General features: G+C 62.9%; 26 protein-coding genes. 19 read left to right on the top strand and 7 right to left on the bottom strand.

Translation table 11 applies throughout. The features are described from left to right. The first annotated feature begins 19 nt into the window (after window positions 1–19). The 7 genes from rsfS to holA all read left to right on the top strand — a co-directional run bounded on the left by rsfS (window position 20) and on the right by holA (window position 6,953). Complete coding sequence (gene rsfS / locus FEZ60_RS18465; protein ID WP_033232927.1) at window positions 20–466, top strand: ribosome silencing factor; 447 nt, start codon at window positions 20–22, stop codon at window positions 464–466. Then, window positions 463–1,137 carry a histidine phosphatase family protein gene (locus FEZ60_RS18460; RefSeq protein ID WP_045066957.1) on the top strand — a complete coding sequence of 225 codons (675 nt, stop codon included), beginning with the start codon at window positions 463–465 and terminating at the stop codon, window positions 1,135–1,137. The genes rsfS and FEZ60_RS18460 overlap by 4 nt, the downstream gene beginning before the upstream one ends. Then, on the top strand, window positions 1,124–1,891 hold the full coding sequence (gene octT, locus FEZ60_RS18455) for a diglucosylglycerate octanoyltransferase (protein ID WP_045066959.1): 768 nt from the start codon (window positions 1,124–1,126) through the stop codon (window positions 1,889–1,891). Before FEZ60_RS18460 ends, octT begins: the two co-directional genes overlap by 14 nt. A gap of 4 nt (window positions 1,892–1,895) precedes the next feature. Next, a complete protein-coding gene (locus FEZ60_RS18450) occupies window positions 1,896–2,732 on the top strand; it encodes a DegV family protein (protein WP_141486128.1) in 837 nt (278 codons plus the stop codon). Between the two features lie 86 nt (window positions 2,733–2,818). Beyond that, on the top strand, window positions 2,819–3,625 hold the full coding sequence (locus FEZ60_RS18445) for a ComEA family DNA-binding protein (RefSeq protein WP_172936699.1): 807 nt from the start codon (window positions 2,819–2,821) through the stop codon (window positions 3,623–3,625). Beyond that, on the top strand, window positions 3,622–5,982 hold the full coding sequence (locus FEZ60_RS18440) for a ComEC/Rec2 family competence protein (RefSeq protein WP_172936698.1): 2,361 nt from the start codon (window positions 3,622–3,624) through the stop codon (window positions 5,980–5,982). Before FEZ60_RS18445 ends, FEZ60_RS18440 begins: the two co-directional genes overlap by 4 nt. After that, window positions 5,979–6,953, top strand: coding sequence for a DNA polymerase III subunit delta (holA, locus tag FEZ60_RS18435; protein ID WP_033232939.1), 975 nt, complete (start codon window positions 5,979–5,981; stop codon window positions 6,951–6,953). Before FEZ60_RS18440 ends, holA begins: the two co-directional genes overlap by 4 nt. 124 nt (window positions 6,954–7,077) lie before the next feature. On the opposite strand, the gene rpsT is transcribed toward holA, so the two are convergent. Further along, window positions 7,078–7,338 (bottom strand): 30S ribosomal protein S20, encoded by a 261-nt coding sequence (gene rpsT / locus FEZ60_RS18430; RefSeq protein WP_033232941.1) that lies wholly within the window; start codon window positions 7,336–7,338, stop codon window positions 7,078–7,080. Window positions 7,339–7,536: 198 nt separating this feature from the next. Here rpsT and FEZ60_RS18425 point away from each other — a divergent pair, with 198 nt between their 5' ends. From FEZ60_RS18425 to FEZ60_RS18410, 4 genes are all read left to right on the top strand, one after another. After that, window positions 7,537–9,156, top strand: a complete 1,620-nt coding sequence (locus FEZ60_RS18425) for a circularly permuted type 2 ATP-grasp protein (protein ID WP_172936697.1) — start codon at window positions 7,537–7,539, stop codon at window positions 9,154–9,156. A gap of 40 nt (window positions 9,157–9,196) precedes the next feature. Beyond that, window positions 9,197–10,168 (top strand): alpha-E domain-containing protein, encoded by a 972-nt coding sequence (locus tag FEZ60_RS18420; protein WP_033232943.1) that lies wholly within the window; start codon window positions 9,197–9,199, stop codon window positions 10,166–10,168. An 8-nt stretch (window positions 10,169–10,176) separates the two neighbouring features. Then, a complete protein-coding gene (locus FEZ60_RS18415) occupies window positions 10,177–11,007 on the top strand; it encodes a transglutaminase family protein (RefSeq protein WP_045066967.1) in 831 nt (276 codons plus the stop codon). 61 nt (window positions 11,008–11,068) lie between these two features. Beyond that, window positions 11,069–11,842 (top strand): aquaporin, encoded by a 774-nt coding sequence (locus FEZ60_RS18410; protein ID WP_033232946.1) that lies wholly within the window; start codon window positions 11,069–11,071, stop codon window positions 11,840–11,842. Between the two features lie 52 nt (window positions 11,843–11,894). On the opposite strand, the gene FEZ60_RS18405 is transcribed toward FEZ60_RS18410, so the two are convergent. Next, entirely contained in the window at window positions 11,895–12,413 is a 519-nt protein-coding gene (locus FEZ60_RS18405) for a type II toxin-antitoxin system PemK/MazF family toxin (RefSeq protein WP_172936696.1), read from the bottom strand. A 118-nt stretch (window positions 12,414–12,531) separates the two neighbouring features. On the opposite strand from FEZ60_RS18405, the gene lepA reads away from it, so the two are divergent. Next, window positions 12,532–14,424, top strand: coding sequence for a translation elongation factor 4 (gene lepA, locus FEZ60_RS18400; RefSeq protein ID WP_033232951.1), 1,893 nt, complete (start codon window positions 12,532–12,534; stop codon window positions 14,422–14,424). Between the two features lie 6 nt (window positions 14,425–14,430). After that, on the top strand, window positions 14,431–15,366 hold the full coding sequence (locus FEZ60_RS18395) for a nitronate monooxygenase (protein ID WP_172936695.1): 936 nt from the start codon (window positions 14,431–14,433) through the stop codon (window positions 15,364–15,366). A gap of 35 nt (window positions 15,367–15,401) precedes the next feature. Here FEZ60_RS18395 and FEZ60_RS18390 read toward each other — a convergent pair whose 3' ends face one another. Further along, complete coding sequence (locus FEZ60_RS18390; RefSeq protein WP_230590067.1) at window positions 15,402–17,339, bottom strand: glycoside hydrolase family 15 protein; 1,938 nt, start codon at window positions 17,337–17,339, stop codon at window positions 15,402–15,404. A 104-nt stretch (window positions 17,340–17,443) separates the two neighbouring features. Between FEZ60_RS18390 and FEZ60_RS18385 the strand changes: the two genes are divergently transcribed. The 6 genes from FEZ60_RS18385 to FEZ60_RS18365 all read left to right on the top strand — a co-directional run bounded on the left by FEZ60_RS18385 (window position 17,444) and on the right by FEZ60_RS18365 (window position 21,827). Continuing rightward, window positions 17,444–17,686 (top strand): hypothetical protein, encoded by a 243-nt coding sequence (locus FEZ60_RS18385; RefSeq protein ID WP_033233174.1) that lies wholly within the window; start codon window positions 17,444–17,446, stop codon window positions 17,684–17,686. Between the two features lie 122 nt (window positions 17,687–17,808). After that, window positions 17,809–17,898, top strand: coding sequence for an Ms4533A family Cys-rich leader peptide (locus tag FEZ60_RS33140; protein ID WP_309599224.1), 90 nt, complete (start codon window positions 17,809–17,811; stop codon window positions 17,896–17,898). A 204-nt stretch (window positions 17,899–18,102) separates the two neighbouring features. Next, window positions 18,103–19,134: a sulfate ABC transporter substrate-binding protein gene (locus tag FEZ60_RS18380; protein WP_172936694.1), complete on the top strand. Its 1,032-nt coding sequence runs from the start codon at window positions 18,103–18,105 to the stop codon at window positions 19,132–19,134. Between the two features lie 7 nt (window positions 19,135–19,141). Next, window positions 19,142–19,987 carry a sulfate ABC transporter permease subunit CysT gene (cysT, locus tag FEZ60_RS18375; RefSeq protein WP_033232957.1) on the top strand — a complete coding sequence of 282 codons (846 nt, stop codon included), beginning with the start codon at window positions 19,142–19,144 and terminating at the stop codon, window positions 19,985–19,987. Beyond that, on the top strand, window positions 19,987–20,793 hold the full coding sequence (gene cysW, locus FEZ60_RS18370; protein WP_033232959.1) for a sulfate ABC transporter permease subunit CysW: 807 nt from the start codon (window positions 19,987–19,989) through the stop codon (window positions 20,791–20,793). Before cysT ends, cysW begins: the two co-directional genes overlap by 1 nt. After that, window positions 20,790–21,827: a sulfate ABC transporter ATP-binding protein gene (locus FEZ60_RS18365; protein ID WP_033232961.1), complete on the top strand. Its 1,038-nt coding sequence runs from the start codon at window positions 20,790–20,792 to the stop codon at window positions 21,825–21,827. The genes cysW and FEZ60_RS18365 overlap by 4 nt, the downstream gene beginning before the upstream one ends. A 9-nt stretch (window positions 21,828–21,836) precedes the next feature. On the opposite strand, the gene FEZ60_RS18360 is transcribed toward FEZ60_RS18365, so the two are convergent. The 4 genes from FEZ60_RS18360 to FEZ60_RS18345 all read right to left on the bottom strand — a co-directional run bounded on the left by FEZ60_RS18360 (window position 21,837) and on the right by FEZ60_RS18345 (window position 25,644). Further along, complete coding sequence (locus FEZ60_RS18360) at window positions 21,837–22,733, bottom strand: universal stress protein (protein ID WP_045066976.1); 897 nt, start codon at window positions 22,731–22,733, stop codon at window positions 21,837–21,839. Window positions 22,734–22,787: 54 nt separating this feature from the next. Then, a complete protein-coding gene (locus FEZ60_RS18355; protein WP_242484706.1) occupies window positions 22,788–23,483 on the bottom strand; it encodes a DUF998 domain-containing protein in 696 nt (231 codons plus the stop codon). A 114-nt stretch (window positions 23,484–23,597) separates the two neighbouring features. Further along, a complete protein-coding gene (locus FEZ60_RS18350; protein ID WP_172936692.1) occupies window positions 23,598–24,353 on the bottom strand; it encodes a sirohydrochlorin chelatase in 756 nt (251 codons plus the stop codon). Window positions 24,354–24,357: 4 nt separating this feature from the next. Further along, a complete protein-coding gene (locus FEZ60_RS18345) occupies window positions 24,358–25,644 on the bottom strand; it encodes a GTP-binding protein (protein ID WP_033232967.1) in 1,287 nt (428 codons plus the stop codon). Between the last annotated feature and the right edge of the window lies 1 nt (window position 25,645).

Below are 25,645 nucleotides of genomic sequence, written 5' to 3'. Positions count from 1 at the left end.
CGAAACTGGAGAACATCGAGTGAGCGCAACAACCGAAGCCATCGACATGGCACGCATCGCGGCCCTGGCAGCCGACGAGAAGCTGGCCACTGAAGTGGTGGTGCTCGATGTGTCCGAGCAATTGGTCATCACGGACTGCTTTGTCATCGCATCCGCCGCTACCGAGCGTCAGGTGAACTCGATCGTCGAGAACATCGAAGATCGCCTCCGCGAGGCCGGCCACAAGCCGATCCGTCGTGAAGGCACCCGCGAGGGTCGTTGGGCACTTCTCGACTACGCCGAGATCGTTGTTCACGTGCAGCACGACGAGGAGCGCAATTTCTACGCTCTCGATCGTCTGTGGAAGGACTGCCCGGCAGTCGAGGTCGAAGGACTCGGCCTGAACATCCCGGGACCGGCTGACGCACACACAGTGTTCGACACCGACACGGTTGCCGAGCCGGACGCGCAGGAACCTTCACTGTGACCTCCTCGGCGCCGGGAGCGGCGTCGAATCCTGTGCGGCGGCTGATTCTGCTCCGCCACGGGCAGACCGTGTACAACGCCGATTCTCGGATGCAGGGGCAACTCGACACCGACTTGTCGGAGTTGGGGCGCACGCAAGCGAAGAGTGCCGGTCCGGTGATCGCCGACCGTGCGCCGCTGACCATCGTGTCCTCGGACCTCAAGCGCGCGTACTTCACGGCAGTCGCTGTCGGTGATGCGGCCGGGCTTCCGGTCCTCACCGACACGCGTCTGCGTGAGACGCACCTCGGCGACTGGCAGGGATTGACCCACAGCGACGTCGACGAGCAGACACCTGGGCTCCGGGCGTCGTGGCGAGCTGACGCGACATTGGCCCCGCCTGGCGGTGAAAGCCGCATCGACGTTGCGAAGCGCAGTGTGCCGGTGGTGACGGAACTTCTGGCGGCACTTCCCGACTGGGCCGAGAGGCCGGTTGTCCTGGTGGCACACGGCGGCTTGATCGCGGCGTTGACCGCTGCACTGCTCGACTTGCCGATCGACCGCTGGGCGATTCTGGGCGGTCTCGGAAATACGAGTTGGGTTCAGCTCAGCGGACACGGAGATCCGGCTTCCATCGAATGGCGACTCGACGTATGGAATGCTTCTGCGAGTGTCGCAAATGACGTCCTCTGAGAGTGCCGACGGGCAGCGCCCCGTCCTTCTGGTTATTGCCGATTCGCTGTCGTATTTCGGCCCCAAAGGCGGACTGGCCGCCGACCATCCGCGGATCTGGCCCAACCTCGTCGCCGAGGAGTTGGGGTGGGACGTCGAGCTTGTCGCGCGCATCGGCTGGACGTGTCGCGACGCTTGGTGGGCGCTGACCCAGGACCCGCGAGTGTGGGCTGCTGTCCCGCGCGCCGGGGCTGTTGTGTTTGCCGTCGGCGGTATGGATTCTCTGCCGTCACCGTTGCCCACCGCGTTGCGCGAAACCATCCGCTACGTGCGGCCACCGGCCCTACGACGCGTGGTCCGCGAGGGATACCAGTGGCTTCAACCGCGCCTGGCACCACTCGGCCGCCCCGTGGCGCTGCCACCGAAGCTGAGCGTCGAATACCTCGAGAGCTCACGAAACGCGTTGGAATACATGCGTCCCGAACTGCCGATGATCGCGACGTTGCCGTCCGTGCATCGCAGTGACGCGTACGCGAGTGTCCATGCCGGTCGTCCGGCCGCAGTATCTGCGATCACCGAATGGGCAACAGCCAAAGAGGTACCCATCGTGGATCTTGCCGAGGCGGTACGCGAAAACGTGTTCTCCGACAATGGCAACCCGGACGGAATTCACTGGGGTTGGGACGGACACATCGGTGTCGCCCGGGCCATGACTGCCGCAATTCGCGCCGCCGAAGCTCAGCGTGCGCCCACGTCCGCGAGTGAGGTCGGGTAGCGAAGTGTCAGTTGTCGTCGTCACGGATTCGTCTGCCTGCGTCCCACACGAATCTTCCGAAGCGTGTGGGCTTCAAGTCGTTCCGTTGCACATCCTTCGGGACAGCACTGATTTCCTCGAAGGCGTCGACACCATTCCCGACGACCTGTCCGGGCTCTCGACGGCTGGTGCCTCACCGGCAGAGCTGACCGAGGCCTACGGGCGCGCACTGGACCTGAGCCAGGGCGACGGTGTTGTCGCAGTCCACATCTCGCGGCAACTTTCGAGCACCTGGGACGCCGGGAGGCAGGCGGCGGAGGAATTCGGCGGCAAGGTACGCATCGTCGATTCAGCGTCCACCGGTATGGGTTTGGGGTTCCCGGCCTTGGAAGCGGCACGATTCGCAGCGACCGGATCTCCGCTCGACCTCGTGTACGACCGCGCTGTCGACGTTGCCGAACGCGGGCGCGCCTTCATCTTCGTCGACAAGCTCGACCAATTGCGTCGTGGTGGCCGGATCAGTACCGCGGCAGCGTTGTTGGGTACCGCCCTGGCGATGAAACCGCTGCTGCACCTGGTGGACGGCAAACTGGTCTTGAAAGAAAAAACTCGCACCAGCACCAAAGCGCTCGCGAGATTGGTTGATGCGGCAGTGGAGCGAGCGGGGCGCAGCCGCGTGGCCGTCGCCGTCCATCACATGAAAGCTCGGGAACGAGCCGAGGGCATCGCAGCACAACTGTCCGAGCGAATCCCGAATGTCGCCGAAACCGTGGTCACCGATTTCAGCGCAGTCCTGGGCGTGCACGTAGGCGTGGGTGCGATCGGTGTCGTGGTGTGCCCACTTCCGGAAGATGTGCCCTGACCAGTCGGTTATCCACAGACTGCCAGTTATCCCCAACACGATTTCTCTCGCTGCACAGATCAGTGGCCGCTCGCTAGCGTCGCCTCATGCGGATCAATCAAGAGCGGGAGAGGGTGCGTGATCGACTTTCCGCGATGAGCGGCGACGTCGCCCGTCCGGCAGTGCCCGAGTGGCTTCTGGATGTCGACGAGGAAGACGGATCTGAGGAGGATGCTCGGTTTTCCGCGGTGCCCGAACGTTGGCGCGGTATGCGATGGAGTCCGCACCGGCGCGGTGCAATTGTGTTGGTTTTCATTGCGCTTGCTGCCGCAGGGCTCGGTGTTTTTGCACTGTGGTGGGATTCGCCGACAATCCAGGCGGTGCCGGCACTGCCTGCAGCTGTGGGAATTCCGGTCGCGACATCGAATCAGGCTCAGCCGTCAGCGCTCGCCGATGACTCTGGCCCGGCATCCGTGGTTGTCAGTGTTGTCGGGCTGGTGCACAACCCCGGATTGGTGACACTGCCCGATACCTCACGGATCGCTGATGCACTGAGCGCGGCCGGTGGGGTGCTCGACAACGCTGACACTCTCAGCTTGAACCTGGCACAGAAACTGTCCGACGGCGATCAAGTAGTTGTTGGTGCGGTGGGTGATTCGCCGGATCAGCAGATCAGTTCGACTACAGCGGGTGGGGGGTCGGCTACGCCGAGTGTGAGTGGGGCGCCGATCAATCTGAATACTGCGACGGAAGCCGAACTCGACGCGCTTCCCGGAGTTGGACCCGTCACGGCCAGTGCGATCCTCGCGTGGCGTACGTCCAACGGAAAGTTCACGGATGTAGAGCAATTGGGTGAGGTGGACGGCATAGGCCCGGCGCGGCTCGACAAGCTGCGAGCTCTGGTCACGGTGTGAACGGGGAGGCAGAGCAGCGGGTTCTCGACGCTAGGCTTGTGCCCGCGGCGTTGGCGGTGTGGGGAGCAACTGCCGCGGGCATCGTGTTCGGGTCCGGACTTGCATGGTGCGTCGCGGTGGCTTCGGGCATTGCCTGCGCCGGCCTGGCTGTTTGCGTGTGGCGGTGGGGATCTACGGGCTGGATTCCGGTTCTATTGGTGGCCTGCGTATTCGGCGGTGCATTCAGCGCTGTGACTGCGTGGCGGATGGCAGATGTCGAAGCACATCCACTGGCGCGCGCTGCGTCGTCCGGAGGGTGGGTGACCGCGGAGGTGAACCCCACCGAGGACCCACGGGCGACGGCGTCGTCGATGGGTCTCGGTCAGGTGTATTTCCGGGCATCGGTGCGATCGGTGACCGTGGGTAATCAGCACTACGACGCACGCGGCGCCGTGACAGTACGCGCGCCGAGCGGGCTGTGGCCGGAAACGCTTCCCGGACAGGCGCTTACGATTCGGGGAAAGGTAAGCGTTCCATCGCGCTCGGATCTGACGTTGGCAGTGATCACCACCGAAGGCGGGCCGCTCGAGATCGGCGGCGCACCGTGGTATCAGCGGTGGGCCGGCGTCGTGCGGTCTCGATTTGCGGAGGTATGTGCTCAGGCGCTGGCTCCCGATGCGGCGGGCCTGCTGCCCGGTTTGGTCGTGGGGGACACCTCTGCCTTGTCTCCGGTGGTCAAGGACAACTTCACGGCGGCCGGCCTTTCTCATCTCACCGCCGTGTCCGGTGCAAACATCAGCATTCTCCTGGGCGCTGTGTTACTGCTGGTGCGGGCTGCCGCACTCGATCCGCGGATCGGGGCGGCACTTGCAGCTGTGACGATCCTGGCGTTCGTGATTGTGGCGCGGCCGTCGCCGAGTGTGCTTCGCGCCGCGGTGATGGGCACGATCGGATTGCTGAGTTTGGTGACGGGACGACGCAAACAGGCACTGCCCGCGTTGGGCGCGGCCGTCATCGTGTTGGTGATCGTAATGCCGGAACTGGCCGTCGACTGGGGATTTGTGTTGTCGACCACGGCAACCGGGGCCTTGGTGATCCTTGCGCCCGTGTGGGTCGACGCACTTCGGCTGCGCGGTTGGCCGCGGTGGCTGGCAGAGATGACGGCAGTGTCGAGTGCCGCGTTTGCTGTCACCGCGCCGGTAGTGGCCGCGATGGCAGGCACGCTCAGTGTCGTGTCGATAGCCGCAAACCTGTTGGTGGCACCGGTGATCGGAGTTCTCACGGTATTGGGGGCACTGATGGCGCTGCTCGCCTTGGTCAGTGCGCCCGCGGCCGCACTTCTGGCTTTGGCTGTGCGGCCGCCGATGTGGTGGCTGCTCTCCGTCGCAGACCGGGCTGCCTCGGTGCCAGGGGCAAACCTCACCGTGCCGTCGGGATTGCTCGGGGCACTTGTAGTCCTGGGGCTGGTGCTTGTCTCGATACTCCTGCTGTGGAATCGCATCTCGCGGTGGCTACTCGGCGCAGTGCTGACGGGACTGGTGCTGGCACTGGCGTTTCACCACGTCTTCTCCGGTGGGCGGCTGGCGCCGGGATGGGCCATGGTGATGTGCGACGTGGGGCAGGGCGACGGACTGGTGCTGGCCACGGGGGATGGCCGGGTAATCGTGATCGACGTCGGGCCCGATCCGACGTCGATGGACCGTTGCCTGAACATGTTGGGGGTCGACGATATTGCGCTCGTTCTGATCAGTCATTTTCACGCCGATCACATCGCCGGACTCGACGCCGTGCTTGCCGGTCGTTCGGTGTCGGCTGTGGGTGTCGGCCCGATGTTGTTGCCGGAATCAGGTTTTCGCGATGTGGACGCGGCCGCACGAGCCCATGGAGTTCCGCTGGTCGGTCTGCGCGCCGGGTCCACGTTTGTTCTCGGGACGGTGCAGTTCGACGTTCTCGGTCCCGTGTTGCCGGTACCCCGTGATGTCGTGGACGCGGACGCGTCGGCCAACGATCAGTCCCTGGTGCTGATGGCGCACACGAGTGCAGGCCGCATACTGTTGACCGGCGACTCGGAAACCGCGGGTGAAGCGTCGATCATGCGTAGCGGAATCGACGTGCGGGCAGATGTCCTGAAACTGCCGCATCACGGCTCACGAACTACATCGAAAGCATTTCTCGAGGCGGTTCGCCCCCGGCTGACCTTGGTGAGCGCCGGCGCCGGCAACACCTTCGGGCATCCGCATCCGCAGGTGTTGAGCGAGCTGGAATCGTTGGGCGGCGTCGTGGCACGTACCGATCAAGGTGGCACGCTCGCGGTGTACGGAAGCGTCGACGGGTCCGTGTCCGTGGTGTCGGTACCTCGTGGGACGATCTTCGGGTGAGTACTCCGGCTGGCCTCGACCCGTTGCACCTCGTTCTCGGAGACGACGAATTCCTGATCGAACGGGCAGTGTCGACGTTGATCAAGGCCGTTCGTGGTGATCGTGGGCAGGGAATCTCGGATCTGCCCATCACCCGGATGCGTGCCGGCGATGCCAATGCGCCAGAACTTGCCGAACTGCTCAGTCCGTCGCTGTTCGCGGAAGATCGTGTGATCGTTCTGGAAGCGGCAGCGGAGGCCGGCAAGGACGCCGTTGCACTGGTACTCGACGCAGCCCGCGAACCGTCCGAAGGTGTTGTGCTGATTGTTCTGCACTCCGGTGGTGGACGCGCAAAAGCACTGGCGCCCGCGCTGGAGAAGTTGGGCGCCGTAGTTCATCAGTGCGCCAAACTCAACAAATCTCAGTTGACCGATTTTGTTCGGGCCGAGTTTTCGTCCGCAGATGTCAAGGTTTCGCCCGCTGTCATCGGGGCAATGATCGAAAGCGTCGGCTCGAACCTGCGTGAGTTGGCATCGGCGTGTTCCCAGTTGGCTGCAGATACCGGCGGGAAGATCGACGTCGATGCTGTCCATCAGTACTACTCCGGCAGGGCCGAGGTGTCGGGGTTCGACGTCGCGGACAAAGTAATCGTCGGCGATACCCGGGGCGCGCTCGAAGCACTTCGCTGGGCTGACCAGATCGGAACCCCGCACGTTCTTCTGGCCGACGCCCTCGCCGACGCGGTGCATACCGTCGCGAAGGTCGGCCCGTATGCCCGGGGCGGTGATCCGTTCCGATTGGCGTCGGAGCTCGGGATGCCGCCGTGGAAGGTCAAGAAGGCAATCAAGGAAGTGAAGGGCTGGGACCCGGCGTCGATCGGCGCAGCGATGCAGATTGTTGCCGCGCTCAACGCCGATGTGAAGGGTGCGGCCGTCGACTCGTCCTATGCGCTGGAATCAGCGGTGCGTAAGGTCTGTGCGCTGCGTAAGTAAGACGCGCTCGGCACGCCGTATTATTCGAACGCATTATTTGAACGCACAATAGCCGCTCTGGTCGAGTAGACCGGAGCGGCTATTGAAACACCACTGATGACGGCGAACCGTCAACGAGGATGTGTCAGATCTTGTTTGCAGCCTGCGCGAGTGCAGACTTCTTGTTTGCAGCCTGGTTGGCGTGGATAACGCCCTTGCTGGCTGCCTTGTCGAGCTTGCGGCTGGTGGCGACGAGGAGCTCGTTGGCCTTGTCCTTGTCACCGGCTGCCGCAGCCTCGCGGAATGAACGAATCGCGGTACGCAGCGAGGACTTCACCGACTGGTTACGGAGTCGGGCCGCCTCGTTGGTACGGATTCGCTTCACCTGGGACTTGATGTTGGCCACGCGTAAAATCCTTGTCGTCTTTAGCTGGTTACGGTCGAGAAAGCTGTGGGCGCACTGATGCACCGACTGGCAAGATTACCAGTCCAGGGTCGAATATCCCAAACCGCCGCACGATGCGCCTGATTGAGAAGGTTACACGGGGTTTGCGGGGATGTTTCCGCACTGCTCAAATCGCGGACGTGTAGCAGCATGTTTGCTATGACGCCGACGGCAGACAATGTGGTGAATACAGGCTCGGCCACGACGCGGGCGCGTCCCTCCGGAGTGTTCGACGGATATGCGGACATCGGTCGCTACGAGTTGGCTTTCGACGAGATGTTCGACGCCGACGGATCAGTGCGAGAGTCCTATCGAGGGGTGTACTCCGCGCTGGCGCCGACGAGCAGTAAGGACCTCGGGGCCCGCGCAGACGCACTTGGTCGCGCCTTCATCGATCAGGGGGTGACGTTCTCGCTCTCGGGGCAGGAAAGCCCCTTCCCGTTGGATGTGGTTCCGCGCGTTATCGCGGCGCAGGAGTGGGCGCACCTCGAAAAGGGCATCAAACAACGGGTCAAAGCGCTGGAGTTGTTTCTGGCAGACATTTACGGCGAACAGCGGATTCTGCGTGATCACGTGCTTCCCCGGCGGCTGGTCACCTCGTGTGAGCACTTCCACCGGGAGGCCACGGGAATTGTGCCGCCCAACGGCGTGCGTATTCACGTGGCCGGGATCGACCTGGTCCGGGACGAAGTCGGTGACTTCCGGGTGCTAGAGGACAATCTGCGATCACCGTCCGGGGTCTCCTATGTGATGGAGAACCGTCGGACAATGACGCGGGTGTTCCCGGACCTGTTCATGTCGCACCGGGTGCGTGCTGTCGGTGATTATGCAACTCATTTGCTGCGCGCCCTGCGAGCCGGTGCGGCCACGAACGAAGCCGACCCAACTGTGGTTGTTCTCACACCGGGTGTCGCGAATTTGGCGTACTTCGAACACTCGCTGCTCGCGCGACAGATGGGTGTCGAGTTGGTGGAGGGCCGCGACCTCTTCTGCCGCGACAACGTCGTCTACATGCGCACGACGGAAGGTGAACGTCAGGTCGACGTGATCTACCGACGGATAGACGATGACTACCTCGACCCGATGCACTTCCGCCCGGACTCGATTCTCGGTGTGGCCGGCGTGCTCAACGCGGCCCGGGCGGGCAACGTCGTGATTTCGAGTGCTGTGGGAAACGGAGTCGGAGACGACAAACTTGTCTACACCTATGTGCCGCAGATCATCGATTACTACCTCGGTGAGAAACCGTTGCTGCAGAACGTCGACACGTTCCGTTGCTGGCTCGACGACGAGTGTGAGGAAGTACTCGACCGCGTCGCGGAACTGGTGATCAAACCCGTCGAGGGGTCCGGTGGGTACGGCATCGTGTTCGGCCCGGACGCGAGCCCGGCGGAACTGGCCGAGATCACCGGAAAGATCAGAGCCGATCCGCGCGGCTGGATCGCTCAACCGGTGGTGCAGTTGTCGACAGTGCCCACGAAGATCGGGGACGTGTTGTCGCCGCGTCATGTCGACCTGCGTCCCTTTGCGGTCAACGACGGTGACGACATCTGGGTATTGCCCGGCGGGTTGACTCGCGTGGCGCTCCCCGAGGGTTCGTTGGTGGTCAACTCGAGCCAAGGCGGGGGAAGCAAGGACACGTGGGTATTGGCCGCGGCGACATCAACCGACGCCGGGGAACTGGCGGGTGAGGAACTTGTCGGCGAACCGCCGGAATCCGCAGAACCTGACAAGGGCCCGGAACTGACTCCCTCACAACTGAATCAACAACAACAGTGATCACGCCGAAGCGGTCAACAGAACGGAGTGTGATGTAAGGATGCTTGCCAGAAATGCCGAATCTCTCTACTGGATCGGCCGTTACGTGGAACGGGCCGATGACACCGCGCGCATCCTCGACGTGACCGTTCACCAACTGCTCGACGACACGACTCTCGATCCGGATCGAACGTCGCGGTTGTTGCTTCGGGTCCTCGGAATCGACGCGCCGGAAGAGGAACTGGATGTGCGGTCGCTGACGGATCTTGTTGCGTTCAGTCGCAATCAGGTCGGATCGATCGTCGACTCACTGTCGAGCGCCCGGGAAAACGCTCGTGGCGCACGTGAGGTGACGTCCAGTGAGATGTGGGAGTGCCTGAACACGACGTACAACGGATTGGGGGAGCGCGAGCGAGCGTCGCGCTACCTCGGGCCACACGAGTTCTTCCGCTACGTCGAGGAACGCGCGGCAATGTTTGCGGGACTGGCGGATTCGACGCTCAGCCGCGACGACGGTTACCGGTTCCTGCTGTTGGGTCGCTCCATCGAGCGAGTCGACATGATCGTGCGCATGCTGCTGGCCCGTGCGGGGGACAAGCCGACGTCGCCAGCCTGGGTGTCGGTGCTGCGCTCGGCCGGCGCGCACGACACGTACCTCCGTACCTACCGTGGTGCTCTCGACGCGAACCGGGTTGTGGAGTTCATCCTGCTCGATCGGCTGTTTCCGAGGTCGGTGTTCCACTCGATTCGGCAAGCGGAGAAGTGCCTGGAGGAACTGGACCCGCAGCAGGCCAGCCGGGTCGGGATCCGCGCTGAGGCCACCCGATTGCTCGGTAGGGCACGAAGTGAGCTCGAGTTCCTCCCCCAGGGAGTGTTGCTCGAGGATTTGCAGTTGAGACTGTTGGGTTGGCAGGAGACGTGTCGCGAACTGGGTGAGGCTATTTCGTTGCAGTACTTCCATGCCGCGCCATGGGTCGCGTGGACTGACGCAAGTGCTGTCTACGCCGAGGCGACTGTGGAGGGGGAACTGTGAGTTGGCGAATGAGGGTTGTACACACCACCGGATATGCCTACGAAGCTCCGGTGACGTCGTCGTACAACGAGGTGCGACTGACTCCACGGGGTGACAACCGGCAAACGGTCATCCTGAACCGCGTCGAGACCCAACCGGCTTCGCGTGCCTACCGGTACACCGACTATTGGGGTACTGCGGTGACGGCTTTCGATCTTCATGCGCCGCATAAGGAACTGGAAGTCACCGGTCTTTCCGTTGTCGAGACGGAACCGTTTGTCGCGCCGGAAGAAAAGGTCGGCTGGGACGAGTTGGCCGGTAATTCGATCAAGGATCGGTTCAACGAACAATTGAGTTTCACGGATTATGTCCCGCGAGACGAGAAGTTCACGGCAATTGCCGAAGAATTGCGACAGGGTTTATCGCCGGAGGAAGCGGTAGTGGCCGTGTCGAAATGGGTGCACAGCGAAATGTCGTATGTGCCCGGGACTACCGGTGTCCACACGTCGGCGGTCGAAGCCTGGGCCGCACGCGAAGGTGTGTGTCAGGATTATGCGCATTTGACACTCGACATACTGCGCACCATGGGAATTCCGTGTCGATATGTTTCCGGATATCTGCATCCGACGCGCGATGCCGCTATCGGGGACACGGTGGTAGGGGAATCACACGCCTGGATCGAGGCGTGGACGGGTGCCTGGTGGGGATACGACCCGACAAACGTGATAGCTGTGAATGAACAGCATGTCGCGGTCGGGATAGGTCGGGACTATTCGGATGTGCCGCCGCTGAAGGGAATCTATTCCGGCGGTCGATCGACAGATCTCGAAGTTGTTGTGGAGATCACTCGCCTTGCGTAAAGTCCGGCAAATCTAGACGCGTGAGCATTACTGCCGTTTCATTGACGAAGAAGGTGGGAATATGTCTCCAACTGCACAGGAATTAACCGAGGTCGAACCGATTTCGGACGTCAAGAAATATGTGGCCGAAGCGGTGGGGACATTTGTACTGGTGTTCTCCGCCGTCGGCACCGCCGTATTTGCCGGTGCGAAAGTCGGAAACCTCGGAGTTGCTCTGGCTTTCGGTTTGACCTTGCTGTTTCTGGTGTACGCCATCGGCCCGATTTCGGGTTGTCACGTCAATCCCGCGGTGACCGTCGGCCAATTTGCCATCGGGCGAATCTCGGCAGTGAATGCGGGCATCTACATCGTCGCTCAGATAATCGGTGGTCTTCTTGCAGGTGTTGTCATCTACACCGTCGCAAACAGCCTGCCTGCCTACAACAGAGTCGCAGACGGCCTGGGTGCTAACGGCTGGGGAGCGCACAGCCCGTCGGCCGAGAAGAACCTCCTGGGAATGGTGGTGTCCGACGGCTACGGCATCGGCGCCACGATGATCATCGAGATTCTGTTGACCGCGCTTCTGGTGTTCGTCGTTCTGGCGTCCACCGACCAGATCTCCGACGTTCCGCTGGCCGGTGTGTCCATCGGCTTCACCCTCGCCGTGATCCACCTGATCTCGATCCCGATCGACAACACGTCCGTGAACCCCGCCCGCAGCCTTGCCGTCGCCCCATATCAGGTCGGTGCCATGGGCCAAGTGTGGCTGTTCATCGTGTTCCCGATCATCGGCGGCGCACTCGGCGCACTGATCTACCGCGCGTTGTTCGGCCGATTCAATCGCTTGAACAGCTGAGCCGCCTCAACAGTTGAGCGATTTCGGTAGTGCTTTGTCCTTCGGGTCGGCATCAGCTCCAGCTGAAGTCGGCCCGAAGTTTTGTGGCCACCAGCTCGAACTTCTTACGGTCCATGACGGCTCCTTCGCGGCGAATACCGGCTTCCGGGACGTCGAGAACACGATCCAACCTGATCCAACTTGGGCGGCCTTCGCTGTCCCACGGGCCGGACCCGATGGCGACCCAATCTCGCTCGCCGTTGCGCTTGCTCTGCGACGACAGCATCAAGCCCAGGAGTGTGTCCCCGTCTCGGCCGACAACCAGAACCGGGCGGTCCTTGCCCTGCGTCGGGTCCTCTTCGTAGGCAACCCAGGTCCAGACGATCTCGCCGGGATCGGCTTTGCCGTCGAGATCGGGGGAGTATTCGACCTTGCGGGCGCGATGCGCGGTGGGGACGGTGCGCGCCGCGACCGGTCGGCCGGACTTGCCCGTCGAGGCGTTCGACGACTGCAGTTGGCGTAGCAGTGTCGGGCCCTTGTCCAGGGCGAAGTTACCGAGGGTTCTACCGAGCTGCTTCCACATGCTTGCCATGGCGACCGAGCATAATCGCATGGTGCGCGGGAACCCTGAGCGCTTGGTGCGGGAACACCCGAGTGCTCTGTGCGGGAACCGCTGGCGCGGCGGCGGTGAGACTTGGATATCCTGAGGGTTGACAGTGGCCCGGATCCGGGCCGGTGCCGGTCCGATTAAGGGGTCTCCCATCAGCAGCTTCGCCGACAAGACGTTTACGGATCCTGCGCAGATCCGGAACTTCTGCATCATTGCGCACATCGACCACGGTAAGTCGACGCTGGCAGACCGCATGCTGCAGCTCACCGGCGTGGTCGAAGAGCGGGCGATGCGCGCGCAGTATCTGGACCGCATGGACATCGAGCGCGAACGTGGCATCACCATCAAGGCCCAGAATGTGCGCCTGCCCTGGACTGTCAACGGTGAAGAGTTTGTCCTCCACCTCATCGACACCCCCGGCCACGTCGACTTCACGTACGAGGTCTCGCGTGCGCTCGAAGCGTGTGAAGGCGCGATCCTGCTGGTCGACGCAGCTCAGGGCATCGAAGCTCAGACACTGGCCAACCTGTACCTGGCGATGGAGAAGGATCTCAAGATCATTCCCGTCCTCAACAAGATCGACCTCCCGGCTGCCGATCCCGACCGCTATGCCGAGGAAATTGCGCATATCACCGGCTGTGAACCCGGCGATGTCCTGCGCGTCTCGGGTAAGACCGGCATGGGCGTCAAGGAACTGCTCGACGAAGTAATCGTGCAGATTCCCGCACCGGTCGGTGATGCCGACGGTCCGGCTCGCGCGATGATCTTCGACTCGGTCTACGACGCGTATCGCGGCGTGGTTACGTACGTGCGCGTTGTCGACGGCCGGATCCGTCCGCGCGAGAAGATCACGATGATGTCCACCGGCACCACGCACGAACTGCTCGAGGTCGGCATCATCTCGCCCGAGCCGAAGGCCAGTATCGGCCTGGGCGTCGGCGAGGTGGGCTATCTCATTACGGGTGTGAAGGACGTTCGTCAGTCGCGAGTCGGTGACACCGTCACCACAACGCGCAACGGCGCCACACAACCGCTCGTCGGCTACCGCGATCCCAAGCCGATGGTCTACTCGGGTCTGTACCCGATGGACGGCTCGGACTACCCCGTGCTGCGTGACGCTCTGGACAAGCTCCGCCTCAACGACGCGGCCCTGGCGTACGAGCCCGAGACATCGGTTGCTCTGGGATTCGGTTTCCGCTGCGGCTTCCTGGGACTGCTGCATATGGAAATCACCCGTGACCGTCTCGAGCGCGAGTTCGGTCTCGAACTGATTTCCACGGCGCCCAACGTCGTGTACCGCGTCGTGATGGAAGACGGGTCCGAGGTCATCGTCACCAACCCGTCGTACTGGCCCGAAGGCAAGGTTCGTGAAGTGTACGAGCCGGTCGCCAAGTGCACCGTCATCGCGCCGAGCGAGTACGTCGGCGCCATCATGGAGCTGTGCCAGTCGCGTCGTGGTGAGCTCGGCGGCATGGACTACCTGTCGGAGACCCGCGTCGAACTGCGCTACGAATTGCCCATGGGCGAGATCATGTTCGACTTCTTCGACGCGCTCAAGTCCCGCACAAAGGGCTACGCCAGCCTCGACTACGAAGAGGCCGGCGAGCAGCAGGCAGACCTGGTGAAGGTCGACATTCTGCTGCAGGGCGAGGCCGTCGACGCGTTCTCCTCGATCGTTCACCGCTCCAACGCCGGTGCCTACGGTGGCCGGATGACATCGAAGCTGCGCGAGCTCATCCCGCGTCAGCAGTTCGAGGTTCCGATCCAGGCCGCGATCGGCGCGAAGATCATCTCGCGCGAGAACATTCGCGCTATCCGCAAGGACGTCCTTGCCAAGTGCTATGGCGGCGACATCAGCCGTAAGCGCAAGCTGCTCGAGAAGCAGAAGGAAGGCAAGAAGCGGATGAAGACCATCGGCCGCGTCGAGGTTCCGCAGGAAGCATTCGTGGCAGCACTGACATCCGAATCGGTCGGCGAGAAGCCCAAGAAGTAGGAGCGCATGATCACCACCTGGTTGTCCCGAGAATTCGGAATCGAGATCCCGGTACTCGGGGCACCCATGGGTGGGCGGGCCGGTGGTGCCCTCGCCGGCGCGGTCTCCGCTGCCGGTGGGCTGGGTCTGCTGGGGGCGGCCAGGTACAACACACCCGAGTGGATCGAGGCCGAAGCCGACGTGGCTCGCTCGATCGGCGGGAAATTCGGTGTCGGGCTCATGACGTGGTCACTGCCCGAGAACGAATTGATGCTCGACACCGCGATCGCGGTCAAACCGACCATGATCACCTTGTCGTTCGGTGATCCCGCCGCCTATGTCGGCCGCATCCACGATGCCGGGATTCCCGTTGTGTCACAGATCAATACGCTCGAAGACCTCCGCGTTGTCGAGGCCGCGGGAGTGGACGCCGTCATCGCGCAGGGCGGTGAGGCCGGCGGGCACACCGGCCGCATCGGAACTCTCCCGCTGCTGCAGGAGATCCTCGAAGCAACCTCGCTGCCGGTGCTCGCTGCGGGTGGAGTCGGGACCGGGCGCGGTCTGGCCGCGGTTCTTGCTGCCGGCGCGGAGGGCGTGATGATCGGGACCGCGTTGCTCGCCAGCCCCGAAACTGTCGGCCCGGATTACGCGCGTGATCGCGTCGTCGAAGCCGGGAGTGCGGACACCGTCTACACGTCCGTGTTCGACCGAGCGCGCAGTCAGCCGTGGCCGCAGCGTTGGGGTGGCCGAGCCATCGCCAACGACTTCACGGCAGCGTGGGACGGCGTCGATGCCGATGAGGGCACTCTCGCAAAGGCGTACGACCCGTCCGATCCGAACAACGGCGTCGTGTATGCCGGAGAAGCGGTGGGACTCGTGCATGGAACTCACCCCGCCGGTGACGTGGTTCGGCGGATCGGCGCGGATGCGGAGCGCCACCTATCTGCTGTGCGCCTTTCTTGACCGCGGGCGGTTGAGAAAGGCGCACAGCAGGGGACTTACGTCGCGTTGTGCGCAGGCTGGAATGCGCCGGCTTCGGCGGCCTCCTCGGCGCGGATCACGTGCACCACGGCGTTGATCAATGCCAGGTGGGTGAACGCCTGCGGGAAGTTTCCGAGATGACGGCCGGTGTGTGCGTCGATCTCCTCGGCGTAGAGCTTGAGCGGGCTGGCAAATCCGAGTAGACGCTCACACAGGTGCTTCGCGCGCTCGAGTTCGCCGATCTCGACCAACGCCGAGACCAACCAGAACGAACAGATGGTGAATGTGCCTTCCTCGCCGCTCAATCCGTCGTCGGTGGTTTCGACGCGGTAGCGCAGAACCAGGCCTTCTTCGGTGAGTTCGTCGGCGATGGCAAGCACGGTTGCCCGGATACGGGGATCGTCGGCCGGGAGGAAACGCAGGAGCGGCGCGAGAAGCAGCGACGCGTCGAGTGAATTGTGGCCGTATCGCTGGGTGAGCACACCACGAGAGTCGACGCCGTGAGCGAGGATATCCTCTTTGATCTCGTCGGCAATGGCGGACCACTGCTGCGCAAAGCTCTTCTCGCCCTGCATTTCTGCGAGCTTGGCGCCGCGGTCGAGAGCAACCCAGCACATGATCTTCGACGACGTGAAGTGTTGCGGTTCGCCGCGCACTTCCCAGATCCCGCGGTCGGGTTGACGCCAATGCTTGATGGCTTCCTCGACCTGCCGCTTGAGGAGCGGCCACAATGCTTCGGGGACACGCTCGCGGGTGCGGATGTGGAGATACACCGAGTCGAGCATGGTGCCCCAGATGTCGTGCTGCTTCTGGTCGAACGCGCCGTTGCCGATCCGTACCGGCCGCGCACCGTCGTAGCCGGACAGGTGGCTCAGTTCGGACTCCTCGAGGGTTCGCTCACCGCCGATGCCGTACATGACTTGCAAGGGGTGCGGCTTCCCGTGGTCGGAGCTGGAGACGTCGTAGATGAAGTTGAAGAAATCGTTGGCCTCGCGGTCCAGTCCGAGGGTGTAGAGGCCCCAGAGTGCGAAGGTGGAATCGCGAACCCACGCGTAGCGGTAGTCCCAGTTACGTTCTCCGCCAGGTGTTTCCGGTAGAGATGTCGTGGAGGCGGCAAGGAGGGCGCCGGTGGGGGCGTAGGTGAGCCCCTTGAGGGTGAGTGCGCTGCGCTGGAGGTAGGCCCGCCACGGATGGTCGGGGAACTTGCCGATGGTGACCCATTCACGCCACGATTTTGCGGTCTGCCACATCATCTCGGCGGCTTCGTCGAAGGTCTGCGGCGACGGCAGTTCGGACCACGACAGTGCGACGAACGCGTTGTCGCCCTCGACCAACCGGGTGCGGGCACGGGCTTCGCGCCCTTCGAGTCCGAGGCGCAGATCGGTGGTGAGGCGCAGTGACGGATGATCGCCGGGCCGCGAGGAATGGCACGTGGCCGTCGCTTCCTCGTACACCTTGCCGGTGTACTCCCAGATTGCCGCCCCCCGGTGGTAATCGAAGGCCGGTTCGCAACTCATTTCGAGTTCGACGGTGCCGCTGACACACTTCACAGTGCGGAGCAGGATGTGTTCTGCATCCCAGTCGGTGGGTGTGCGCCGATGAGTGCTGGAACGCTTGTCGACGTTGTGCCACGGGCCGAGAACCAACGCGTCGCGCACGACCAGCCATCCCGTCTCGGTCTGCCAGGTGGTCTCGAGAATGAGCCCGCCGGGAAGGTAGCGGCGAGCTGCCGGAACATTCTGGCCGTACGGGCCGATCCGGAAGTGCCCTGCACTGCGATCCAGGATCGCGCCGAAGACGCTCGGAGAGTCGGGACGCGGGACGCACATCCACTCCACTGATCCGTTCCGGGCGATCAAGCAGGATGTCTCGCAGTCGGACAGAAATGCGTAGTCGTCGATGGGTGGGAAGGTGCTTCGGTGGTGGCCTGCCGTGGTGGAGGGGACGGCCTGCATTACTTCGTCGTCGACACTCATTCGGACATTGTCCGGCCAGATCTGAGGCACGTCCACTCCACAGTCGTTCGGTGCCCGCGGCGGCGAACGATAGGGTGATGAGCGTGGAGCGAATTGCGGGTTGGTGGGACGGCGTGGAGCTGTGGATTGCCGGCCTTCCCTTCATCCCACAGGTCGTGTTGGTCCTTGCCGTTGTTGTTCCACTGTGTGCCGGCATCGCGATCGGTCTGGATCGTGGATTGTCAGCAGTGCTGTCGTCGCCGGTCTTCGAGTGGCTACGACGCACCCCAGCGGCAATCTCCGAGAAAACCCCCGAGAAATCTTTCAGAGAAGTCGAGGAAAACTGATGCCCCGCTCACGGGTCACTCTTGCACTGATCGCCCTGATCCTTCTTTGTATCGTGGCGTGGCTTCTCACTCGTTAGAGATTCGATTCGAGACCGCCGGAATGCTCTGCTAGAGTCCTCGACGTGTCCGAAGCAGCAGCTCCCCAGATCCGCCACCAGTTGGCGTTGATCGCTGTCGGCATGCTTGACGTCGCTGACGTCGCCTGTTGTTGATTTCCCTGTAGTTCGAATTCCTCGGTGGCGCACGTGCGCCCCGCTCGAACTCTTCTGCGCGTAGTTCGCGCCCCCCGACCATGGGCATCTTAAAGCCCCGTCGGCTCTTCATGTCCGAACATTCCGATGGATTCAGCCCCAGAGGTCTCGGACTTTCACGCTGTGTCAGCCCTTTTCTGTCAGCCCTCTCGGAAGGTATCTGCAATGAAACGCCGTTCCCGCACACTCCTCACTGCTATCGCGACCATGGGGGCCGTGGTACTCACAGCGTGCAGCGGTGGCTCGAGCGATACCGTCGGTGCCGATACGGTTGCCAGCGACGGTAGCGCCGGCACGATCAACCTGTTTGCCTACGCGGTCCCGAAGCCCGGCTTCGACAAGCTGATTCCCGCCTTCCAGGAGACGGAAGACGGGAAGAACGTTGCGTTCAACCCGTCGTACGGCGCCTCCGGTGACCAGTCGCGCAAGGTGAAGGACGGCGCGGAAGCCGACTTCGTCAACTTCTCCGTCGAGCCCGACATTACGCGTCTCGTCGACGCAGGCCTGGTGGACAAGAACTGGAATCAGGACGCCTACAACGGAATTCCGTTCGGATCGGTTGTCACCATCGTGACGCGTCCCGGAAACCCGAAGGGCATCAAGGACTGGGACGACCTGCTCCAGCCCGGCCTCGAGGTTGTCACCCCGAACCCGTTCAGTTCGGGCTCGGCCAAGTGGAACCTGTTGGCGCCGTACGCGGCAAAGAGTGACGGCGGCAAGAACCCGCAGGCCGGCCTCGACTACATCACCGCGCTCGTCAACGATCACGTCAAGATCCAGCCGAAGTCGGGCCGCGAAGCATCGGAAGCCTTCTTGCAGGGCAGCGGCGACGTTCTGATCAGCTACGAGAACGAAGCACTGTTCATCGAGGGCAACGGTGATCCGGTCGAGCACGTCACCCCGCCGACGACGTTCAAGATCGAGAATCCGGTCGCTGTGCTGTCGAACAGCAAGGTTCTGGAGCAGGCAACGGCGTTCAAGGACTACCTCTACACCACCGAGGGCCAGAAGCTGTGGGCCGAAGCAGGATTCCGCCCGGTTGATCCCGCGGTTGCCGCCGAGTTCACCGACAAGTTCCCGGAGCCCACGAAGCTGTGGACCATCACGGATCTGGGTGGCTGGAAGACCGTCGACTCCACACTGTTCACCAAGGACACCGGTTCCATCGCCGTAATCTACGACAACGCAACCAAGTAAGACTGCCGTGACCGACACCATTGAACGCACACCCGTGACCCGCAAACCCAAACTCGCGCGGGTCACGGGAAGCGTCGGGCCACTCGGCATCGGCGTGGCCACACTCTGGCTTTCCATCATCGTCCTGCTGCCGCTCGCGGCGCTGACCGTCACCGCTTTCGACGACGGTATCGCCGGGTTCTGGGACGCCATCACCGCACCGGTCGCGCTGGCGTCGTTGCGGGTGACGCTGTTCGCCTCGATCGTCGTGGCGTTGATCAACGTCGTGATGGGCACGATCATCGCGTGGGTGCTTGTGCGAGACGAGTTCCCGGGCAAGCGAATTGTGAACGCGATGATCGATCTGCCGTTTGCGTTGCCGACCATCGTGGCGTCGATCGTGCTGCTGTCGCTGTACGGGCCGCAGTCACCGATCGACATTCACCTCAACGCAACCCAGCCCGGCCTGATCGTCGCGCTGGCATTCGTGACGCTGCCGTTTGTGGTGCGTTCGGTGCAGCCGGTTCTGATGGAGGTCGATCGTGAAGTCGAGGAAGCGGCAGCGTCTTTGGGCGCGTCCAACTGGACGATCTTCCGTTCCGTTGTGTTGCCGACGCTGGCTCCTGCCGTGATCTCAGGAGCCGGCCTGGCGTTTGCGCGAGCGATCGGTGAGTACGGTTCGGTGGTTCTCATCGGCGGCAACATTCCGCGCGTGACGCAGGTGACGTCGCAGTACATTCAGCAGCAGATCGAAATCGATCGTCCGACCAATGCTGCTGCGGTGTCGGTGGCCTTGCTGCTCATCGCGTTCGTGACGCTGTTCGTGCTGCGTCTCTTCTCTTCTCGGGGTCAACGACGTGAGGAACGCGGCTGATGAACATTTCCACTAAATCGCGGATCGGACTGCGGTCCGTCGCGCTGCTGTACCTGTTCGTTCTTCTTGTGGTGCCGATCGGCGTGATCTTGACGCGCACGTTCGAGAACGGGATCGGCGCGTTCATCGACTCGATCACGACGCCTGCGGCGATTTCGGCACTGAATCTGTCGCTGCTCATCGTGGTGATCGTGGTACCGATCAACGTGATCTTCGGAATTGTCACCGCACTTGCCTTGGTGCGCGGGCGTTTTCCCGGTCGCGGTGTTTTGCAGTCCGTCGTCGACCTGCCGTTTGCGGTCTCGCCTGTTGTGGTCGGTGTGTCGCTGATCCTGCTGTGGGGCGCAAACGGATGGTTCGGTGGAATCGAGTCCTTGGGATTCAAGGTGATCTTCGGATTGCCTGGCATGGTGCTCGCAACCATCTTCGTCACGTTGCCGTTTGTCGTCCGTGAGGTCGAACCCGTCCTGCACGAGATCGGTGACGAGCAGGAGCAGGCCGCGGCGACGCTCGGTGCTTCGGGGTGGCAGACGTTCTGGCGCATCACGTTGCCCGCAATTCGGTGGGGCTTGACCTACGGAATCGTGTTGACCGTTGCCCGCTCTCTCGGTGAATTTGGGGCTGTCATCATGGTGTCGTCGGGCTTCCCCGGGGTATCCCAGACGTTGACCTTGCTCGTGCATTCGCGATACATCGACGATCACAACACCTTTGGTGCGTATTCGGCAGCTACTCTGCTGATGGGCATCGCCATCATTGTCCTGTTGCTGATGACGCTGCTGGACCGCAAGAGGAGCAACACATGATCACTGTGACCGGGGCGCGTAAGAACTACGGTGACTTCGCGGCGCTCGACGACGTGTCCGTCAACATCCCGTCCGGTTCCCTGACCGCACTGCTCGGGCCGAGTGGCTCCGGCAAGTCGACGCTATTGCGGTCGATCGCGGGTCTCGAGCAACTCGATTCCGGCACCATCACGATTGCGGGAAAAGACGTCACCGGCGTCTCCCCGCAGAAGCGTGACATCGGGTTCGTGTTCCAGCATTACGCTGCGTTCAAGCACATGACGGTTCGCGACAACGTCGCGTTCGGTCTCAAGATCCGTAAGCGTCCGAAGCCGGAGATCGAGAAGAAAGTCAACGAACTTCTGGAGATCGTCGGCCTCGACGGCTTCCAGCATCGTTATCCGGCACAGCTGTCCGGTGGTCAGCGTCAGCGGATGGCATTGGCGCGTGCCCTTGCCGTCGATCCGCAGGTGCTGCTGCTCGACGAGCCTTTTGGCGCGCTGGACGCGAAAGTTCGTGCAGACCTGCGCACCTGGCTCCGCCGGTTGCACGACGAAGTGCATGTCACGACGGTTCTGGTCACCCACGACCAGGAGGAAGCCCTCGATGTCGCGGATCGCATCGCTGTGCTGAACAAGGGACGGATCGAGCAGATCGGTGAACCTGCCGACCTCTACGATCGTCCGGCCAACGATTTTGTGATGTCCTTCCTCGGATCTGTCGCCAAGCTCAACGGCCAGTTGGTGCGCCCGCACGACATCCGGCTCGGCCGCGACCCCAGCATGGCTCTCGCTCAGGAAGCCGGAACCGCAGAATCGCTCGGCGTCACCCGGGCGACGGTCGAACGTGTGGTGTACCTGGGCTTCGAGGTTCGTGTGGACCTGCGCAACGAAGCGACGGGGGAGCTGTTCTCAGCTCAGGTCACGCGCGGAGACAGTGCTGCCCTGCATTTGGAAGCCGGCGAGACGGTGTACGCCCGTGCGACTCGGGTTCCGGACCTTCCGGAAGAGCCGGTGGACTCTCCGACGGTTGTGAGCCTCGTCGGCCAGGTGTGACGCGGTTTCTCACCCCTCGCGGCACACCATCACCGGGCACTGGGCGTGGTGAATGAGGCTCTGACTGGTGGATCCCACGATCGAGGCCATGAACGGGCTTCGACCGTGGCTTCCCACGACAACAAGTTGAGCCTCGGCTGAATGTTCGAGAAGCGCCTTCATCGGTCCACTTCTCTGCACGCTGCGAGTGACCTCGACCTCGGGGTACTTCTCGGTCCAGCCGGCGAGGCATTCGGAGAGCAGCGCGTTTTCGTGCTCCTCGTACGGACCCCAATCGGTGAACCGCCGCGCTTCCGAGTAGCCCCCGAGCGAGGCGTGTTCGTTCCAGGTGTGGACGGCAACGAGGGGCACACCGAGAAACGCCGCAAACTCGAAGGCGTGGCCGGTGGCGAGTTCGCTGAGTTTGCTGCCGTCGATACCGACGACGATGGGCCTGGTGTCGGTGGTGGCGTGGTCGCTGCTGCCGCGGAAGACGGTCACCGGGCAATGGGCGCGGTTCACCACTCTGATCGTGTCGGATCCCAGAAACACCGACTGCATCTCGGTGGTTCCGGCTTGTCCGAGCGAGAGGATTCGTGCGGTTTTCGAGAGTTCGACGAGCGCTGCCGCCGTGGTGCCGGAGACGAATACACGCTCGATGGTGACGTCGGTGTGGTCGTCACGAATGGCGTTCTCGGCCTCCTCGACCAACTTCGCACCTTCGGTACGGACGTGACGATCGAACATCTCTTCGTCGGTCACGGCGCCGCCTTCGCTGAAATCCGGTTGTCCGCGCAGCACATGTGTCAGGCGCAGCGGTTCGTCGAATTTCCGGGCCGCAGACGCCGCCCATCGCGCAGCGTTCACCGCACCGGGGGAGCCGTCGATTCCGGCCACGATTCCGTGTCGAACAGATGCACTGGTCATGGGAGTCTCCTCGCGTCGCCTCCTTCCAGTGTGTCCCTGCTCGCCTCGGGTTCGCTACACGGAAGCCTTTGCCCGCCGGGCAAGCACGTCGGTGGAGACCGGGGGCAGCGATCGACGTGGCCGCAATGACAGCAGGGCAGTGATGAATCCGTTACCGAGAAGTGTCATGTCGACGTTTTTCAGAACGGTTCTGCGCATCAGGGCGAGGATCGCTGCGACGCCTGTGACGGCCATCCACATGGGAAGCGGGTAGAGCGTGAGACGTTCACCGAGTCCGAAGGTGAGGGTTCGGCCGAGGAGAAGGACAGCACCGACGAGTCCTGTTGCCGCGCAAAGGCCTGACCACACTGCGATCCACCGCTGGTGGTTCCAGAACGCGACGGTGAGAAGCACGAGGACGGCGTGGCGGGCGACAAATCCGGGCAGGACAGCAGTCCAGTGGACGAAGGTTCCGTCGTTGGCGGGGAACATTCCGGTGGCAGCGGTACTCAAGGCCACGACGACTGCCAGTCCCAGTATCCATTTCTTCGTGCGACCGTCCGGAATGTACTTGTGCAGCAACGCTGCTCCGAGAATGGTGAGTGCGCCGAGGATCATGAACGCGGCATTCATCACGTCGTGTAGCGGTGAACACGAATCGGTGCTGCAGGTTGTGACGCCCAGCGAACTGATGGAATCACGCGCAAAACTGTAGGGAGTCTTCCAGGCGCCGGCTGTGAGGATCTCGACCAGTAGATACAGGACGGACAGGACCCAGGCGACGCCGGCGGTGCCGAGACGGAAATTGTGAGTGATCGTCTTGCTCCCAACTGGTTGGTGGAACCAACAGTACGGTAACAATCTGATAACGGCCTGTGAAATTGCTCAGGCGGAGCGAATCAACCGGCCGGGAAGAGTTTCAGCAGCGGCGTTGTATCGGTCGATCATCGTCTCGATCAGCAGGGCGTGGGCACCGATGGTGTCTGCAAAAACCGTGCCGCCGAAAGCGGTAGTTGCGGCAGCACTGAGGCGATCGGTCAGAAGGCCGGGTGCAAGAAACCATGGCGCAACAACGATGCGGTTGGCGCCGCCTTCGCGGAGTGCGGAAATTGCGGCCCCCACGCTGGGCTGCGCCGAGGTGGCAAAACAGACTCGAACACCGGACCACTTCGTTCCGGTAGCGAGGGCGCCGGGAATCTCGGCAGTTGCGGAGTTGGCTTCCGCGTCGGACGAGCCGACCGCGGCAACCGCTACACCCACCGACGGATCGTCGGGATGCGCACCGGCTTCGAGAATTCGCTCCCGCAGCGCCTCGATCAATCGATCGTCACGACCCAGTACCTCGGCTTGGGTCACGGTCAACTGCGGGTGGCGCAGTGTGGCCGCTGCGAGGAGCCCGGGCAGGTCGACGCGGGCGTGGAAAGCGTGGCCCAGCAACATCGGAACAACAACGGCGTGAGTGTGGCCGTCGTGTGCAACACCGTCAAGGACCTGATCGATGGACGGCGCATTGAGATCGAGAAACGCCAGCCGGACATCGAGACCTGGCTGGGCTTCACGAAGAGCCGCCACGGCAGCCGTGATCGCCCGAGCGGAACGGGGATCACGGCTTCCGTGTGCAACAGCAATGAGCGGAACCATCTTCTTAGACGCGCTCGCCCAATTCGACAGCGGAAATGACGTCGCCGACCAGGCCGGCTGCGAGAGTGTTTCCACCAGCGGGATCGATCAACAGGAAGCTGCCCGTGTGGCGGTTGACGGCGTAGTCGTCGGCCACGATCGGCTCGGCTACCCGGATCGAGATCTTGCCGATCTCGTTGAGCTCGAGTGTTTCCGGGCCCTGATCCGTGGTGAGATCCTGCTCGTTGAAGCGCTCCACCAAGCTGCCGACGATGGCCTGCGTCGTGCGCGTGCCGTGCTTGAGCAGCAAGCGTGCACCTGGGCGAAGCGGCTTCTCGGCCAGCCAGCAGACGGTGGCGTCGAATTCGCCGATGGGCTCGGGTGCGTCCGACGGCGACGCGATGGTGTCGCCGCGGGAGACGTCGACGTCGTCGGCCAGGATCAGCGTGACGCTGCGCCCGGCGTGAGCGACATCCAGTTCACCGTCGGCGGTGTCGATCCGGACGACGGTGGTGCGCGTACCCGAAGGCAGGATCACCACTTCGTCTCCTGGCACGACGGAACCGGCAGCAACCTGGCCGGCATATCCGCGGTAGTCGAGGAACTCCGCGGTGCGCGGGCGGATCACGTACTGAACCGGGAATCGCAGGCCGACGCGGTGCGGCTCGGCGTCGACCGGAATCGACTCGAGGTGCTCGATCAGCGTGGGGCCGGTGTAGTACGGGGTCTTGTCCGAGCGGATGGCGACGTTGTCGCCGTGCAGAGCCGACACCGGGATCTCGACGACGTCCTCGCTTGCCCAGCCCAGTGAGCTGGTGAGTTCGTTGAACTCTGCGGAGATCGAGGTGAAGACCTCTTCGGGGTTCTCGACGAGGTCGATCTTGTTCACGGCGAGAACGAGCTTCGGGACACCGAGCAAGGCGAGAACCGCTGCGTGCCTACGAGTCTGCGCGATGACACCCTTGCGGGCATCGACCAGCAGGATCACGAGCTGAGCCGTCGACGCTCCGGAGACCGTGTTGCGGGTGTACTGCACGTGGCCTGGTGTATCGGCCAGCACGAACGTGCGCTTGGGGGTCGCGAAGTAGCGGTACGCCACGTCGATGGTGATGCCCTGCTCACGCTCGGCGCGCAGACCGTCGACCAAGAGCGAGAGGTCAGGGGTATCGAGGCCGCGGTCCACCGACGCGCGGGTCACGGCGTCGATCTGGTCGGCGAGAACGGATTTGGTGTCGTACAACAGGCGGCCCACGAGGGTGGACTTTCCGTCATCGACGCTGCCGGCAGTTGCCAGTCTCAGCAAGTCGCTCATG

Origin of the sequence: Rhodococcus sp. MS16 (assembly GCF_013277795.1) — a bacterium.
Classification (GTDB): domain Bacteria; phylum Actinomycetota; class Actinomycetes; order Mycobacteriales; family Mycobacteriaceae; genus Rhodococcus_F; species Rhodococcus_F globerula.
The sequence above is the reverse complement of the archived record's forward strand: the minus strand, read 5'-3'. Positions and strand labels throughout refer to the sequence as shown.

Excerpts from the sequence above, each read along its gene's own strand:
- octT (WP_045066959.1), top strand. The coding sequence starts at position 1,124 with ATGACGTCCTCTGAGAGTGCCGACGGGCAGCGCCCCGTCCTTCTGGTT.
- FEZ60_RS18445 (WP_172936699.1), top strand. The coding sequence starts at position 2,819 with ATGCGGATCAATCAAGAGCGGGAGAGGGTGCGTGATCGACTTTCCGCG.
- FEZ60_RS18425 (WP_172936697.1), top strand. The coding sequence starts at position 7,537 with ATGACGCCGACGGCAGACAATGTGGTGAATACAGGCTCGGCCACGACG.
- FEZ60_RS18420 (WP_033232943.1), top strand. The coding sequence starts at position 9,197 with ATGCTTGCCAGAAATGCCGAATCTCTCTACTGGATCGGCCGTTACGTG.
- FEZ60_RS18415 (WP_045066967.1), top strand. The coding sequence starts at position 10,177 with ATGAGGGTTGTACACACCACCGGATATGCCTACGAAGCTCCGGTGACG.
- FEZ60_RS18410 (WP_033232946.1), top strand. The coding sequence starts at position 11,069 with ATGTCTCCAACTGCACAGGAATTAACCGAGGTCGAACCGATTTCGGAC.
- FEZ60_RS18405 (WP_172936696.1), bottom strand. The coding sequence starts at position 12,413 with ATGGCAAGCATGTGGAAGCAGCTCGGTAGAACCCTCGGTAACTTCGCC.
- FEZ60_RS18395 (WP_172936695.1), top strand. The coding sequence starts at position 14,431 with ATGATCACCACCTGGTTGTCCCGAGAATTCGGAATCGAGATCCCGGTA.
- FEZ60_RS18390 (WP_230590067.1), bottom strand. The coding sequence starts at position 17,339 with ATGCAGGCCGTCCCCTCCACCACGGCAGGCCACCACCGAAGCACCTTC.
- FEZ60_RS18380 (WP_172936694.1), top strand. The coding sequence starts at position 18,103 with ATGAAACGCCGTTCCCGCACACTCCTCACTGCTATCGCGACCATGGGG.
- cysW (WP_033232959.1), top strand. The coding sequence starts at position 19,987 with ATGAACATTTCCACTAAATCGCGGATCGGACTGCGGTCCGTCGCGCTG.
- FEZ60_RS18365 (WP_033232961.1), top strand. The coding sequence starts at position 20,790 with ATGATCACTGTGACCGGGGCGCGTAAGAACTACGGTGACTTCGCGGCG.
- FEZ60_RS18360 (WP_045066976.1), bottom strand. The coding sequence starts at position 22,733 with ATGACCAGTGCATCTGTTCGACACGGAATCGTGGCCGGAATCGACGGC.
- FEZ60_RS18350 (WP_172936692.1), bottom strand. The coding sequence starts at position 24,353 with ATGGTTCCGCTCATTGCTGTTGCACACGGAAGCCGTGATCCCCGTTCC.
- FEZ60_RS18345 (WP_033232967.1), bottom strand. The coding sequence starts at position 25,644 with ATGAGCGACTTGCTGAGACTGGCAACTGCCGGCAGCGTCGATGACGGA.